The following is a 15197-nucleotide window of genomic DNA, read 5'->3' on the forward strand; positions in this document are numbered from 1 at the left end:
TCCTAGTCTTCGAAGGCTTCGATGGGCGGGCAGGAGCACACCAGGTTGCGGTCGCCATGCGCGCCGTCGATCCTGCGCACCGGGGGGAAGTACTTGTCGTGGCGAAGGGATCGCAACGGGTAGGCGGCGAGCTCGCGCGGGTACGCCTGCGTCCACTCGTCGCTGACGAGTACCTGTGCGGTGTGCGGCGCCTGGCGCAGCGGACTCTCCTCGATACCGAACTCGCCGTCCGCGACCCGGTCGATCTCGCCCTTGATCGCGATCATCGCGTCGACGAAGCGGTCCAGCTCGGCGAGGTTCTCGGATTCGGTCGGCTCCACCATGAGCGTTCCCGCGACGGGAAAGGACAGCGTGGGGGCGTGGAAGCCGTAGTCGATGAGCCGCTTGGCCACGTCCTCGGCCGTGACGCCGGTAGCGGCGGTCAGCGGACGGAGGTCGAGGATGCACTCGTGTGCCACGAGTCCCTGGACACCCGTGTAGAGCACGGGGAAGTGCTCGGTCAGTCGGGCGGCGACATAGTTGGCCGCGAGCAACGCGTGTGCCGTCGCGCTCGTGAGGCCTTCGGAACCCATCAGGGCGATGTACGCCCAGGAAATGGGGAGGACACCGGCTGAGCCGTACATCGATCCGGACACCGGGGTGCCGCCCGCTGCTACCGGACCGCCGTCGGTCGCGATGTCCCGGTTCGCGTCACCGGGCAGGAACGGGGCGAGGTGCTCGGCCACGGCGACGGGACCGACGCCCGGTCCTCCTCCGCCGTGCGGGATGCAGAAGGTCTTGTGCAGGTTGAGGTGGGAGACGTCCCCGCCGAACTCCCCGGGCTGGGCCAGACCCACGAGTGCGTTGAGGTTGGCGCCATCGATGTACACCTGGCCGCCGGCTGCGTGCACCTTCTCGCAGACCCACCGCACATCCTCCTCGAACACGCCGTGCGTCGAGGGGTACGTGATCATGATGGCCGAGAGGTTCTCCGCGTGCTGCTCGATCTTGGCGAGCAGGTCGTCGTGGTCGATGTTGCCGTTCGGCGCGGTGCCGACGACGACGACCTTCATGCCGGCGAGCACTGCCGACGCCGCGTTGGTGCCGTGCGCGGAGGAGGGGATGAGGCAGACGGTGCGGTTCTCGTCGCCCCTCGAGCGGTGGTAGCCACGGATGGCGAGGAGGCCTGCGAGCTCTCCCTGCGACCCCGCGTTCGGCTGCAGGGAGACGCGGTCGTACCCGGTGATCTCCGCGAGGCGCTCCTCGAGATCGGTGATGAGCTCACGCCAGCCCTCGGTCTGGCTCTCCGGCGCGAAGGGGTGGATCGAGGCGAACTCGGGCCACGAGATCGACTCCATCTCGACGGTCGCGTTGAGCTTCATGGTGCAGGATCCCAGCGGGATCATCGTGCGGTCCAGCGCGAGGTCCCTGTCCGAGAGCTTGCGGAGGTACCTGAGCATCGCGGTCTCGGAGCGGTGCAGCGAGAAGACGGGGTGGGTCATGAACGCCGAGGTGCGGTGGAGTGCGTCGGGGATATGGTTCCCGCCGGCTCCCGACTCCCTCGAGGAACCCCCGAAGACGTCCGCCACCGCGGCGACGTGTTCCCGCGTCGTCGTCTCATCACAGGAGATGCCCACGTGGTCGGCGTCGACGCGCCGGAGGTTGTAGCCCAGGGCTTCGGCCTTGTCGGCGACGTCCGCTGCCCTGCCGGGGACGCGGACCAGGAGGGTGTCGAAGAAGGCGTCGTGCACGACGGCGGCGTCGGTCCCCTCGAGTGCGGCGGCGAGCTCGACGGCCCGTTCATGGGTGGTGCGAGCGATCGCCTTCAGGCCCTCGGGGCCGTGGTACACGGCGTACATGGACGCGACGATGGCCAGGAGCGCCTGCGCGGTGCAGATATTGCTCGTCGCCTTCTCGCGGCGGATGTGCTGCTCGCGGGTCTGGAGGGCGAGGCGGTAGGCGGGTGCGCCGTCCGCGTCCTTCGAGACGCCCACCAACCGGCCGGGCAGCATCCGCTCGAGCCCTTTGCGGACGGCCATGTAGGCGGCATGGGGGCCGCCGAAGAAGAGGGGGACGCCGAAGCGCTGGGCAGAACCGACCGCGATGTCCGCGCCCTGTTCGCCCGGAGGCGTGATGAGCGTGAGCGCGAGGAGATCGGCTGCCACCGTGACAAGGGCGCCGCGGTCCTTGGCCGCGCTGATCACGGCCGCATGATCGCGGAGCGCTCCCGATGCGCCGGGCTGCTGCAGGACCACACCGTTGATGTCGCCGTCGGGCAGGCCGTCCGTGAGGTCTGCGACCTCGATGTCGAAACCGAGCGCCTCTGCCCGGCCGCGCACGACGGCGACGGTCTGCGGGAGCGCGTCGGCGTCGATGACGGTGCGGCCCTTGTTCTTGCCGGAGCGTCGCATGAGCAGCACGGCTTCGGCGACGGCGGAGGCCTCGTCCAGCAGAGAGGCGTTGGCGATGTCGAGGGCCGTGAGGTCCTGCACCATCGTCTGGAAGTTCAGGAGGGCTTCGAGCCGGCCCTGGGAGATCTCCGGCTGGTAGGGCGTGTAGGCCGTGTACCAGGCGGGCGACTCGAGGACATTGCGACGGATGACCGGCGGCGTGACGGTGTCGAAGTAGCCCTGGCCGATCATCTGGACGGCGGTGCGGTTACGGTTCGCGATGCGCCGCAGCTGCGCCAGCACCTCCGTCTCGGTGAGGGCTCCGGGCAGGTCGAGTGCCCGGTTGAGGCGGATGCTCGCGGGAACGGCCATGTCCACGAGCTTCTCGAGGCTCGGGTAGCCCAGAACTTCGAGCATGTGCGCCGCGTCAGCGGATCGGGGACCGATGTGTCGATCGGCGAAGGTGGACGCGACGATGCCGGATACCTGATCGGGTGTGGCGGTCATGGGGAACTCCGTAGGTCAGAAAGGGGGCGCGTGCGCGCGTGCCTGGTCGGGTTCCTCCCCGCTCTGTGTGGGACCTGAGAGTTTCCGCAGGGCTCCGCGCCTGCTTGCACCGTCGGTGAGCGTCGGGCCTGCCCGATGCTGCTTTCCAGAGTTGCCTATCCGTAGCGGTACTGGGCCTGAGAGATTCCTGGGGAGGATTTGCTCCTACGGCGCCTGCCGGTTGTGTCTCGACGGCAGAACTCTCCCGCTGCAGATCATTGGCATATTCAGTTGAGGTGTTCGGCATGTGAGCCGTCCCACAGCTTACCGCGCGGTCGGGACGTGAGGCAAAGCTCGGCCACCCGGGGAGCGTAGAGCAGCCCTTGGGCACGCCCGTCCCGCCGGACCGGGGTCGCCACTGTCAGCTGCGTAGGAGCTCAGAGCGAGATAGATACCTTTGCATGGAATAACGCCGTCCTGCCCTCCGTTCTATGAGCAGGCCCAGGGTGGGCCGGAACGGCAAGCACGGGGAGTTGCACCATGGCACGCGAACTGGAACTCGGACTGGACACCTTCGGGGACGTCACGCGCGGACAGGACGGCAACCCTGTTCCCTATCCGCAGGTCATCCGGAACGTCATCGCCGAGGCGGTCCTCGCCGACGAGGTCGGCGTCGACTTCATCGGGATCGGCGAGCACCACCGTGACGACTTCGCCATCTCCGCCCCCGAGACCGTCCTCGCCGCCATCGCCGGCCAGACCGAGCGCATCCGCCTCGGCTCCGCGGTGACAGTGCTGAGCTCGGACGACCCCGTGCGCGTGTTCCAGCGTTTCGCCACGCTGGACGCCGCGTCCAATGGTCGCGCCGAGGTGATCCTCGGCCGCGGATCCTTCACGGAGTCGTTCCCCCTTTTCGGCTACGAGCTGTCCGACTACGAGCGGCTCTTCGAGGAGAAGCTTGATCTCTTCGCCGAGCTCATCAAGGAGGGCCCCGTGGCCTGGTCCGGGAGCACCCGCCCCGGCCTCGACAACCACGAGGTGTACCCCAAGACCGACGGTGGCCGCCTCAAGACGTGGATCGGTGTCGGTGGAAGTCCTGAGTCGGTGGTGCGTGCCGCACGATACGGGATGCCCCTGATGCTCGCGATCATCGGTGGTGATCCGGCCCGGTTCGCGCCCTATGTGGATCTGTACCACCGGGCCCTGACCCAGCTCGGCCAGCCCACGCTGCCGATCGGAGTCCACTCGCCGGGCTACGTCGCGGACTCGGACGAACAGGCCCGCGAGGAGCTGTGGCCCGACAACCGCATCATGCGCGACCGCATCGGCCGTGAGCGCGGCTGGGGCCCGACGACGCGCGCGGAGTTCGACCAGGAGGCCGACTTCGGCTCCCTGTACGTTGGTTCGCCGGAGACCGTTGCGAAGAAGATCGCCGCAACCGCCCAGACGCTCGGCATCGACCGCTTCGACATGAAGTACAGCGCGGGTCCGCTGCCGCACGAGAAGCTCATGCACAGCATCGAGCTCTACGGTACGAAGGTCATCCCGATGGTCCGCGAGATGCTCTCCTAGGATCGTCCCTCCCGGAGTCCCTCGCACTGTCCACCAGGACGGTGCGGGGGACTTCTGCGTTCTCGTCGCACGGGTACAGGAGACCCCTCGAATACCCCTTCGCCCTTTCTTCGGTCTCTTTTCGCCCTTCCGCCACTCCACCTTTGAGCGACACGCGCCAGAGTAGTACTCAGAAGTTCGACACTCTTCCCGCCGGCTCCGCACCGTCCACCGGAGCCGGCGGGTAGCTTCAGCCGGGCAGGAATCCGGTCGATCAGGAAACCAGCAGCAACAGAAGGAGCAGGCGTGAGCACGATCGACCTTTCGTCCATCGGTCCCGGGTTCCGAGCGAGCGCTCGCAACCGGCAGCAAACGGACGACGTGACGACGGCTACCACGGCGACACCCGGGGCAGTGCGTGCGACTTCCGATCGCCCGTCCATCGCCCAGCGCATCACCAGCCTCCTGGGCACACTCCTCATGGTGCTCGCCATCGCGGCCGTCCTGTTCTTCGCGATCGGTCCGCGCTTCCTCGGCTACCAGACGGCGACGATGCTGACCGGCAGCATGGCCCCCGAGATCATGCCCGGTGATGTCGTCGTCACCACGGTGCAGCCGGTGAGTGACATCGCTGTGGGAGACGTCATCAGCTACCACATCCCCGTCGAGGACCACCGCGTCGAGACACACCGCGTGATCGAGGTCATGAGGGGAACCGACGGCAGCACGGCCGTGCGCACCAAGGGCGACGCCAATCAGGCCGCCGACCCCTGGATCGCCACGCTCGAGGGGGACTACGTCTACGAGGCAACGGCCACCATCCCCGAGGTCGGCAACGTGATCCGCGCCCTCCGTACGCCCGTCGTCCGCCAGGCCCTCGTGTACGGCGTGCCGGCCGTGCTCGTCGGCAGCCTGCTTCTCATGATCTGGTCACGCCCCAAGGAGGAGGACGACGACGCCTCGGTCGGCACGCCTGCCACGGTCGAGGACCGTCCCGGTTCACCCGTCATGCCCACGGCCGGCGGCACCGACGTCCCACTCCTCCCGGTCCTGGACCGGTCGGTCCTGCAGAACCTCGGCGTCGAACTCTCCAGCCACGCCGGGGCGCTCCACTTCGCTGAGACGTTCGTCCAGCTGCTGCCGCAGCGCATCGCGGCTGTGGAGTCCGCGTTCAGGGCCGAGGACACTGATGCCGCCGTCGTCGCGCTGCTCAGCCTCAATGTGAGCGCGTCCATGGTCGGCGCCAGCCGGCTCGAGGAGTCGACGTCCGCAGCACTCCGCCTGATCGAGAATCCCTCGGCCCACCCCGGCCTCATTGCTCGGCTTCGCAGCCTCGGGGACGAATTTCAGTCGGCGCTCGGCGGGATCATGCGGTAGCCGACACCGCGTACGGTTCGGATGAAGCGCGGGGCCTTGGTATCCTCGCCCAGCTTCTTCCGCAGGTTGCGGATGTGCACCTCGACCAGATGCTGGTCATTGACCCACCCGTCGCCCCAGATGCGCGACAGCAGCGTCTCCCGCTGCCAGACCCGCCGCGGCCCCGAGACGAGGGTTGCCAGGAGGTCGAACTCGATGCGTGTGAGCGGCAGTTCCACACCCTCGAGCATGGCGATCCGCCCTTCCGTGTCGATGCTGATCGGTCCGTGCAGCAGCGATCCCTCGACCTGCTCGTCCCGGGGGGCGACCAGCGTGCTCCCCGTCGCAGGCTGCGTCACCTCGGTCTCCTCACCGGTCCCCAGGAGGGGCTGCGACACGTTCCGCACGGTGCTCCTCGGGCGCCTGAACATCGCGTTGACCCGTGCACCGACCTCACGCGGGCTGAAGGGCTTCACCACGAAGTCGTCGGCTCCGATCTCCAGGCCGATCAGGCGGTCGATCTCGTCCTGACGTGCAGTGATCATGATGACGTACGCGTCCGTGAGCGGTCGGATCTGACGGCACACCTCGACGCCGTCGATGTCGGGGAGATTGAGATCGAGGGTCACGAGGTCGGGCTGGCGGTCGCGCACGAGTGCGACACCTTGCCGCCCGGTCTCGGCCTCGAGGGTGGTGAAGCCGTTCATGCCCAGAGTCATGACCAGCAGCTGCCGCACGTCGGCATCATCTTCGATGACGAGGGCAACACGCGAATCGGGGTCGGAAGTCATGATTACACAGTGCCAGATGTTCGAAGCACGGCCGAGTGCATCAGCACTGTTGTGTCGATTTTCTGGCTGATCCGCTCGTCGGACACGCGATCAGCACTGCCGCCCGCTGTTGTGGTTGTGTCACCCGCTGTGTCATTGAATGGCCGGCGTGGACCGGGTCGAGGAGGATGATGGCCACGTCGGCACCGTGGCCACCACGAGCAGCGGGCTCCTAGCCCAGATGGACCGCTTCGCCCGACGTCGTGAACTCGTTCCTGGCGACCCTGATCATGAACCATGAGATCGGTGCTGCGAGCGCAAGGGCGACGGCGGCGGCGAGGAACACGACCGCGTAGCCATCGACGAGTGACTGGAGTCCGCCTGCGGCTCCCTCTGCCGTGCCGGTTCCTGCGCCCACGGTGTAGAGCGCGGTGAAGACGGCCGTACCGATCGATCCGCCGATCTGCTGGGTCGCCGTCACCGCGGCACTCGCCACGCCGGAATCACGGGGAGCGATCCCCAGGAGCGCGACGTTCTGCAGTGGTACGAAGATGAACGCGAGACCCATGCCCAGCAGGATCTGCGCCGGCAGGACCTCCAGCACGTAGGATCCGTCGACGGTGATACGGCTCAGCAGGAGCAGCCCCGCCGCTGCGATCAGTGGACCGACCGTCATGAGGATGCGGGGTCCCACCGTCGTCAGCAGGCGTGAGACCACTCCGGCGCAGACGATGATCGCTGCCGTCATGGGCAACGACGCCAGGCCGGACACGAGCGGACTCATCCCCAGCACGATCTGGAAGTACAGCGTCAGGTAGAGCAGGGCCCCGAGCAGCGCGGCTCCCACCGCGATCGACGCCAGGTATGCGCCGGCCCTCGCCGGATTAGTGATGATGCGCAGCGGAAGCAGAGGGTGCGCCGATCGGACCTCGACGAGGACGAACAGGGCCAGGAGCGCGGCGCCGAGGGCGAGGAAGCCCAGCGTGTCCACCCGGACCCAACCTGCTTCGGCCCGGGAGAACCCGTAGACCACGGAGGCGAGACCGAGACTGACGAGGACGGCACCGGGGACGTCGTACCGTGTGCTTCCCTCGGCGCGGCTCTCCCGCAGGACAGGTACACCCACCGCGATCGCGGCGACCGCGATGGGCACGTTCACGAGCAGGCACCAGTGCCAGCTGAAGTACTCGGTCAGCACCCCACCGAGCAGGAGCCCGACGGCTGCACCTCCTCCGGCGATGGTCCCGTAGACCGCGAAGGCCCGCACGCGGTCCTTGCCGCCGGGAAACGTCACGGACAGGATGGCGAGCGCAGCCGGCGCCAGCAGGGCGGCGAAGGAGCCCTGCAGACCGCGGGCCACCAGGAGCAGTTCTCCCGTCGTCGCGATGCCGCCGAGGGCGGACGCGAGGGCGAAGCCTCCCATACCCACGAGGAACGAGCGCTTGCGGCCCCAGAAGTCCGCGATGCGGCCACCCAGCAACAGGAGGGCACCGAAGGTCAGGGCGTACAGCGTGACGACCCAACTGCGATCGCTGTCCGACATGCCGAGTTCCGCCTGCGCCTGCGGCAGGGCGATATTGACGATGGTGCCGTCGAGCACGACGGTGAGCTGGGCGAGCGCGACGATCGCCAGCACGAGCCAGCGGTTCGCGGGGGCCTCGACGGAAGCATCGCCCGGGGCGGACGTGCTGGCGGGGCCCGAGGGTGGAACGGTCATGGATCTCCTCAAGGACAGGTGGATTCCGAGGTTAGGACAGCTGAGCACCACTGTCAAACGAACTAGTTCGTTTGGGTATACTGGCAGGATGTCTTCGACGACGGACGTACGGACCCGCATCCTTCTGGCTGCCCGCAGCGAGTTTGCCGCCTACGGCCTCGCAGGTGCCCGCATCGACCGGATCGCCAAGGCCGCGAGTGCCAGCAAGGAGCGCCTCTACGCCCACTTCGTCGACAAGGCTGCCCTCTTCCAGGCCGTGCTCGACGTGAATGCCATCGAGTTCCATGAGGGCACCGCGCTCGATCCCACGGACGTTCCCGCCTTCGTGGGCCTCGTCTTCGACCATACGCACGAGCACCCTGAGATCCTCCGGATGCTCACCTGGGCGCGGCTCGAGGGCATCGATTACGACCTACCGGGCCACTGGCCCGCTCCGGACGCCAAAGTGACGGCTCTCCGCGAGGCGCAAGAGCTCGGGCTCGTCGACTCGTCATGGGCGCCCGAGGAACTCCTGCCCATCCTCTTCGGCGTCGCGCAGGCGTGGGCCCAGGCTCCGCTGGTCGCACAACTCAACGCGCAGGACACTCCCCGGGCTGCCCACCGCTCGTCAGCGGTCGAAGCCGCACGTCGGATCCTTCGGCCGAAGGGATAGACGGCGCCCGCCGGGTCAGCGCCCGGAAGGCGCTGCTTCCGCGCGGTGCTTCAGCGCCCTCGGCCCGACCTCGTCGGACGACCGGCTGTGTCCTCAGACGCCGAGGACAGGCACGGGAAGGCCGAACTCGCGTCTGAGCGCCAGCCGTGCTGCGTTGAATCCCGCCATGCCGTGCACGCCGGGACCGGGAGGAGTCGACTGTGAGCAGAGGTACACGCCCTTGATCGGCGTAGCCCACGGCTGCAGGGACGGTACGGGCCGGGCGACGATTTGGCGCAGGTTGACGGCCCCGCTGCTGAAGTCCCCGCCCACGTAGTTGGCGTTGTAGGCCTCGAGCTCGCTCGCCGTCGTCGTATGGCTGCGGACGACGACGTCGCGGAAGCCGGGAGCGAAGCGCTCGATCTGCGCGGTGATCGCCCCGGCCATGTCGCGCGTGGACCCGCGTGGCACATGGCAATAGGTCCACAGCGTGTGCCGACCCTCCGGAGCGCGGGTCGGGTCGAACGACGACGGCTGCGAGAGGAGCACGTACGGGCTGTCGGGATGCTTGCCCTGGTTGACCTGCCTCTCCCCGGCAGCGATCTCCTCCCTCGTTCCGCCAAGATGCGCCGTCCCGGCCCTGTGCAGGTCCGGATGAGTCCATGGAACGGGGGCGGACAGGATGAAGTCGACCTTGCAGGCAGCGTTCCCGTAGGTGAAGGCGGACAGCGCCGCGTCATACGCCCATGGAAGGCGGCCACGGGACATCGACCGGAAGGTCTTCGGAGCCACGTCGAGGAGCACTGCGCGGGCGTCGGACACCTCGGCCAGTGTCCCGATCCTGCTGTTGGTGACCACCTCTCCGCCGTGCTCACGGAGATCGAGCGCGAGGGCATCCGCAATGGACTGTGACCCACCGACCGGGATGGGCCATCCCACGGTGTGGGCCAGGAAATTCAGCACCAGGCCGGCTCCGGCTCCCGTGATCGATGGAAGTGTCCCGACCGGGTGCGCCATCACGCCGGTGATGAGCGCTTTCGCTTCGTCCGTCCTGAAACGGCGGTTCCAGGAGGGCAGACCCTGGTCGAGGACCGCGAGGGCGAAGCGCACAGCAGCCTCCGGTTTCGCGGGGACGCGCACCACATGGTTCAGGGTGAACGCGAGGATGTCCTGCTCCCGGTCACTCAGCGGCTGCATCAGGTGCCGGTACGCCTCACCGTCCGCGCCCAGCCCCGCCACGGTCTGCTCCATGCTGCGGTAGGCGATTCCTGCCCTGCCGCCGTCGAGCGGGTGGGCGAAGGACACGTCGGGGACTGCGAACCCGATCCGTCGGCTGAGCTCGAAGGCGCGGAAGAACGGCGAGGCCAGCGCCATGGGGTGGACCGCGGAGCAGAAGTCGTGGAGATGTCCCTCCTCCATCAGTTCCAGCGACCGCGACCCGCCACCGAGCGTAGGAGCGGCCTCATGGACCCTGACGGAAAGGCCCGCGCGCGCCATGACGACGGCCGCGGCGAGGCCGTTCGGTCCAGCTCCGACGACTTCGACATCTGCCATGATGCTTCCTCTCCTATGCCGTTGGGACCCATTCCCCTCCGACTATGTATTGGCTCCCTGTGCACCCGCTGCGGACCGCGCACCCCTGGCCCGCCGCAGGAGCACACCAGCACGGTGCAGGGCCGCTCGTCCAGCCGTCGGCACTGATCGTCGCGCAGCGAGGAGGGACGCCACCGCTGCGTAGCGGGCCGGACGCAGCGGGATGTCGTACGTGGTCGGCACCACCACCACGTTCTTCGAGAAGTTTCGCTTGAACGTGGTGACGTTGGCGAGCCCCGGGTAGTTATCGCTCTCGATACCCGTGAGCCCGCACGCGGTGTTGCCGGCGGCCTTCAGCGTCCTGAACGCCTCCCACAGCAGCAGGTACGGGGCGAACGTCTTGCGGGCCTCGAGCGTACTTCCCGCGAAGTAGTAGACGGCGTACCCGCGGTACTCGGTGGTGATCAACCAGCTCACGGGGACTCCGTCGCTGTAGGCGACCATAAGGCGCATGTGGTCACCCAGCACCGTCAGCAGGGTCTCGTAGTACGAGGAATCGAACGACTGGAACCCGTCCCGATCGGCGGTCTCCTGCATGATCGGGTACAACTGCGTGGCGAAGACTCCAGTCCATTCCTCACGAGGGATATGCCTCACCTCGACGCCGCTCCGCTGTGCCCTGCGAATGCTGTTCCGCGCGTTCGGCCGGAAGCTCTTCAGCAGCTCTGCCTCGGACGGTTTCAGGTCGACGACGATCTCGCGCTCGTACCAGCCGTGCTCGATGGGACCGTTGGCAGGGGGCTGCAGCGTAGCGACCTGCATCCGGACGTAGAGGGGATGTACGGAAGGATCGTGGCGGAACTGCTCCCGTACCGTCTCCATCAGCAGCCGCTCCGCTGCCGGCGTCCGCTCTGCGAACCAGACAGGGCCGTTGACGACGACGACCGACTCCCTGAAGCGACGCACCACGCGGATATAGCTGGCGGTCGCCACGAGGTTCCCGGCCGCATCCGTGTAGGCCCAGATACCCAGCGGAGCCCGTCCTAGCGCGTGCTCGAACTCGACCCAGTCCGGAGTCTGCTCGATCGGGATCACGACGCCGGGGTGCGCGTCTGCGATCGAGTCGAAGCCGCTCCTGGTGAGCCTGCTGTAGGTAAGGGATGCTGCTCTCACTGATGATCTTCCGCTGGAGGTGTCGACGGCGCACGGATGGATCGACGGGGCAGCGACTCCGGCTCGCCTGCGTCGGCCGCTCGGGAGTGCGTGGCGTCGACGCCGTTCCGCCAGCCTATCGGAGCATGGCCGCCCGCCGCCCGTACCGGCGGCTGGGGCAGGGCCCCTCCGGTTCGACGACGACCCCGTCCGGAGCGCAGGGTGAAGCGGTCGGGCAATCGGTCGAAGGGACCACCCTGTGGATCGTCGATCCCGATGCGCCGCACGGCGTCCAGCGATGGCGAACGGATCTCGACCACCACGACCGCGGCAACATATGCAGTGGCCAGAATATGCGCGACGACGGCCCAGACGTAGAGGCCGAGCCCCAGGTTGTTCTCCGGCGGACCGCCGCTGGTCTGTCCGCCGAGGTACAGCCAGACAGCCGCCCAGTGGAGTACTTCCACCAGTTGCCAGGCGATGACCACGCGCCACCGGGGGACGGCAAGTGCCACCAACGGCACGAGCCACAGAGCGTACTGCGGTGAGTAGACCTTGTTGCAGAGGACGAAGGCGATCACGATCAGCAGGGCGAGTTGCGCCAGCCGGGGCCTGCGCTGCGCCCGGAGGGCCAGCACTGCGACGGCGGCGCAGCACGCGACAAAGAGGATTCCTGCGCCCGCATTGATCGCACCCGGCGGGAGCACGGGGGCACCGGTTTCCCGTGCGAGGGCGTTGAAGACGTACCACCCGGACGAGAAACCGGCATCGCGCGTCTCCGAGAAGGTGAGGAAGTACGCCCATCCGTTCGGATCGCGCAGCAGGAAGGGCAGATTCACCACGAGCCAGGCGCCCGCGGCGCCCGCGAGAGCGGCTGCGAACGGCCGGTACCGGCCCGTACGGATGGCCAGCACCAGCACGGCGCCGAGCAACAGGACAGGGTAGAGCTTGACCGCTGTCCCGAGTCCCCACAGCACGCCCGCCAGGACCGGCCGATCGCGGGCGAAGGCCAACATCCCGGCCGTCGCCAACAGCACCGCCCATAAGTCCCAGTTGATCGTCCCGGACAGGATGATCACAGGAGCCGAGGCCACGATCGCAGCGTCCCAGGGCCGCCGGTGGGACAGGCGCATGGTGACGAGCACCGTCATGATCCAGACGCCGGCCAGCAACACGGCATTCAGGTCGAAGTAGAGGAGCGACTTCGCCTCTGGTGCAGCTCCGTGCGCCGCGAGTTCGACGAGAACCGCCGTGCCCGATGCCAGCAGGCCGAGCAGCACCGGATACTCGAACAAGGCTCCGGGGGTGATGAACGGGAGGACGCCCTCGCCGAAGCCGCGACTCTGGTAGAGCTCTGCCCAATCGGAGTAGCAGGCGCGATAGAAGTAGTCCGGGGAGGACCACCCACCCAGTCGGCAGGGATTCTTGGCCGCGACGGCGAGGATCGAGGAACACACCGTGATGAGGATGAGGACCCGTGGGACTGTGAACCATCGCGGAGCGACGCGACCCGGGTCCGCGTGACGGCCGAGTGGCCCGCCGACGCCCTCGACGAACTGTCGGAGGATCGGATCCGACCGGCTCGGGATGCTGATGCGGTACGGTCCGCGCCTTCCCGTACCCGACGTCATCCATCGAGCCTAACCCCAGGGACCGTTCCTGATGCCGCGGAACGGGCAGGCTTGACGCGACGGCCCTGGCGGGCGCGGAATGGACCCGCTTACACCCGCGTTGTGAACTGAACGTAGACTGGCACTTCCTGCCGACCGCGCCCAGGGCGATGACGGCCGGGGCATATTCAACGGGCTTTCGAGGAGAACTGTGGGACAGAACCCCATTCGCGTGGCAATCATTGGAGTCGGCAACTGTGCCGCGTCGCTCGTGCAGGGTGTGCATTACTACCGTGATGCGGATCCGGCAGGCAGCGTTCCGGGCCTGATGCATGTCGAGTTTGGCAAGTACCACGTGGGGGACGTGCAGTTCGTGGCGGCGTTTGACGTCGACGGCAAGAAGGTCGGTCACGACCTCGCCGAGGCGATCGGTGCGAGCGAGAACAACACCATCAAGATCGCCGACGTACCCCCGACCGGTGTCATCGTCCAGCGGGGTCACACTTTGGACGGCCTGGGCAAGTACTACAGGGAGACCATCGTCGAGTCCGACGAGGAACCCGTGGACATCGTCGGTCAGCTCAAGGCCACCAAGGCCGATGTGCTCGTCTGCTACCTGCCGGTCGGGTCCGAGCACGCTGCGAAGTACTACGCGCAGTGCGCCATCGACGCGGGCGTCGCGTTCGTCAATGCGCTTCCGGTGTTCATCGCCGGCACGAAGGAATGGGCGGACAAGTTCACCGAGGCAGGAGTGCCGATCGTCGGTGACGACATCAAGAGCCAGATCGGTGCCACGATCACCCACCGCGTGATGGCGAAGCTGTTCGAGGACCGCGGCGTCACCCTGGACCGCACCTACCAGCTCAACGTCGGCGGCAACATGGACTTCAAGAACATGCTCGAGCGCGACCGCCTCGAATCCAAGAAGATCTCCAAGACCCAGGCCGTGACCTCCAACGTGAAGGCGGATCTGCACGCGAACGACGTGCACATCGGCCCCTCGGACTACGTGGCCTGGCTCGATGACCGCAAGTGGGCGTTCGTTCGTCTCGAAGGCCGCAACTTCGGCGACGCTCCCGTCTCCTTGGAGTACAAGCTCGAGGTGTGGGATTCCCCGAACTCGGCCGGTGTCATCATCGACGCCATCCGCGCCGCCAAGATCGCCCTGGACCGCGGCATCGGTGGTCCGATCCTCTCGGCGTCGAGCTACTTCATGAAGTCGCCGCCCGAGCAGTACGCCGACGACATCGCCCACGAGAAGGTCGAAGCTTTCATCCGGGGCGACCTCGACCGCTAGTCCGACGCATACCCGCTAGTCCGATTCATCGAAGGGCTGGGACGCATCGCCGTCCCGGCCCTTCTGCGTGTGCGGTCCCTGCTGGGCGTACCGCTGGATGGACCGGCTAGCCTGGGCGAGTGCGATGACCTTGAGGATGAGCTGGTTATGCAGGTGCATCCCGACCGCTGCGGTGAGGATGAGCTCCTCGACAGATCGCTGGCCGTCCGTGACGGTCAGCTGGGCATCCGCGATCGCGTCCGCCGCTCGCGCATACAACACCAGCACTGCTGGGTCCGCTGCCACTCCTGCAGCGGTCATCGCCGCAAGGTGCTCGCCGACCGCAGCGCGCGCTTCGCTGTCCTCGTCAGGCCACCCCATCTGCAGTACGAGTTCCTTGACCGTAGGCGGCTCCCTCGTTCCACTGTTGCTGAAGCCGAGCACGACGGACTGCACCGTGGCGAGCAGGGCGAGCCGCTTGTGCCCGGAGGTTTCGGCGCCGTCGGAAGCCTCGATGATGCGTCGGATGTCCTCAAGGCCCAATCCGATCACCGACCGCAATCCCTGGATGAGACGCAGTCGCCGCACATGGGCGTCCCCGTACTCCGCCCTGGTGGGATGGACGGCCTGTCCTGGCTCGAGGAGCCCTGAGCGGAGATAGAACTTGATACTCGCCGGACTGATTCCACTCACCGCGCTGAGTTCGCTGAGCCTCATGCAGAATCTCCTCCTCGCTGCTGCAATGG

General features: G+C 67.4%; 11 protein-coding genes and 1 riboswitch. Of the genes, 4 read left to right on the top strand and 7 right to left on the bottom strand.

All coding sequences use genetic code 11. The features are described 5' to 3' along the window. Positions 1-2 precede the first annotated feature (2 nt). Positions 3-2876: an aminomethyl-transferring glycine dehydrogenase gene (gene gcvP / locus CXQ96_RS02835; protein ID WP_104116530.1), complete on the bottom strand. Its 2874-nt coding sequence runs from the start codon at positions 2874-2876 to the stop codon at positions 3-5. Between the two features lie 155 nt (positions 2877-3031). Then, positions 3032-3133: riboswitch (glycine riboswitch) on the bottom strand. A 262-nt stretch (positions 3134-3395) separates the two neighbouring features. On the opposite strand from gcvP, the gene CXQ96_RS02840 reads away from it, so the two are divergent. Then, positions 3396-4427 carry an LLM class flavin-dependent oxidoreductase gene (locus tag CXQ96_RS02840; RefSeq protein ID WP_104116531.1) on the top strand — a complete coding sequence of 344 codons (1032 nt, stop codon included), beginning with the start codon at positions 3396-3398 and terminating at the stop codon, positions 4425-4427. A gap of 285 nt (positions 4428-4712) precedes the next feature. Continuing rightward, positions 4713-5783 (top strand): signal peptidase I, encoded by a 1071-nt coding sequence (locus tag CXQ96_RS02845; protein ID WP_258058782.1) that lies wholly within the window; start codon positions 4713-4715, stop codon positions 5781-5783. Here CXQ96_RS02845 and CXQ96_RS02850 read toward each other — a convergent pair. Both CXQ96_RS02850 and CXQ96_RS02855 read right to left on the bottom strand, forming a co-directional pair. Continuing rightward, a complete protein-coding gene (locus CXQ96_RS02850) occupies positions 5753-6553 on the bottom strand; it encodes a response regulator transcription factor (protein WP_104116532.1) in 801 nt (266 codons plus the stop codon). The two genes, CXQ96_RS02845 and CXQ96_RS02850, sit on opposite strands and share 31 nt — an antisense overlap. A gap of 211 nt (positions 6554-6764) precedes the next feature. Then, positions 6765-8249 (bottom strand): MFS transporter, encoded by a 1485-nt coding sequence (locus CXQ96_RS02855; protein WP_104116533.1) that lies wholly within the window; start codon positions 8247-8249, stop codon positions 6765-6767. Between the two features lie 88 nt (positions 8250-8337). Between CXQ96_RS02855 and CXQ96_RS02860 the strand changes: the two genes are divergently transcribed. Beyond that, a complete protein-coding gene (locus tag CXQ96_RS02860) occupies positions 8338-8901 on the top strand; it encodes a TetR family transcriptional regulator (protein ID WP_104116534.1) in 564 nt (187 codons plus the stop codon). A gap of 93 nt (positions 8902-8994) precedes the next feature. On the opposite strand, the gene CXQ96_RS02865 is transcribed toward CXQ96_RS02860, so the two are convergent. The 3 genes from CXQ96_RS02865 to CXQ96_RS02875 are packed head-to-tail and all read right to left on the bottom strand — an operon-like array spanning position 8995 to position 13196. After that, the gene (locus CXQ96_RS02865) at positions 8995-10434 is read right to left on the bottom strand and encodes an NAD(P)/FAD-dependent oxidoreductase (RefSeq protein WP_104116535.1); all 1440 of its coding nucleotides are present in this window, start codon (positions 10432-10434) and stop codon (positions 8995-8997) included. Positions 10435-10476: 42 nt separating this feature from the next. Beyond that, positions 10477-11586: a peptidoglycan bridge formation glycyltransferase FemA/FemB family protein gene (locus CXQ96_RS02870; protein WP_104116536.1), complete on the bottom strand. Its 1110-nt coding sequence runs from the start codon at positions 11584-11586 to the stop codon at positions 10477-10479. After that, a complete protein-coding gene (locus tag CXQ96_RS02875) occupies positions 11583-13196 on the bottom strand; it encodes a glycosyltransferase family 87 protein (protein WP_258058783.1) in 1614 nt (537 codons plus the stop codon). Before CXQ96_RS02875 ends, CXQ96_RS02870 begins: the two co-directional genes overlap by 4 nt. A gap of 190 nt (positions 13197-13386) precedes the next feature. Between CXQ96_RS02875 and CXQ96_RS02880 the strand changes: the two genes are divergently transcribed. Further along, positions 13387-14472 carry an inositol-3-phosphate synthase gene (locus tag CXQ96_RS02880; RefSeq protein WP_104116537.1) on the top strand — a complete coding sequence of 362 codons (1086 nt, stop codon included), beginning with the start codon at positions 13387-13389 and terminating at the stop codon, positions 14470-14472. Positions 14473-14487: 15 nt separating this feature from the next. On the opposite strand, the gene CXQ96_RS02885 is transcribed toward CXQ96_RS02880, so the two are convergent. Next, positions 14488-15168: a MerR family transcriptional regulator gene (locus CXQ96_RS02885; RefSeq protein ID WP_104116538.1), complete on the bottom strand. Its 681-nt coding sequence runs from the start codon at positions 15166-15168 to the stop codon at positions 14488-14490. Positions 15169-15197 lie beyond the last annotated feature (29 nt).

Source organism: Arthrobacter sp. B1805, from assembly GCF_002929745.1.
In the GTDB taxonomy this organism is placed as follows: Bacteria; Actinomycetota; Actinomycetes; order Actinomycetales; family Micrococcaceae; genus Arthrobacter_D.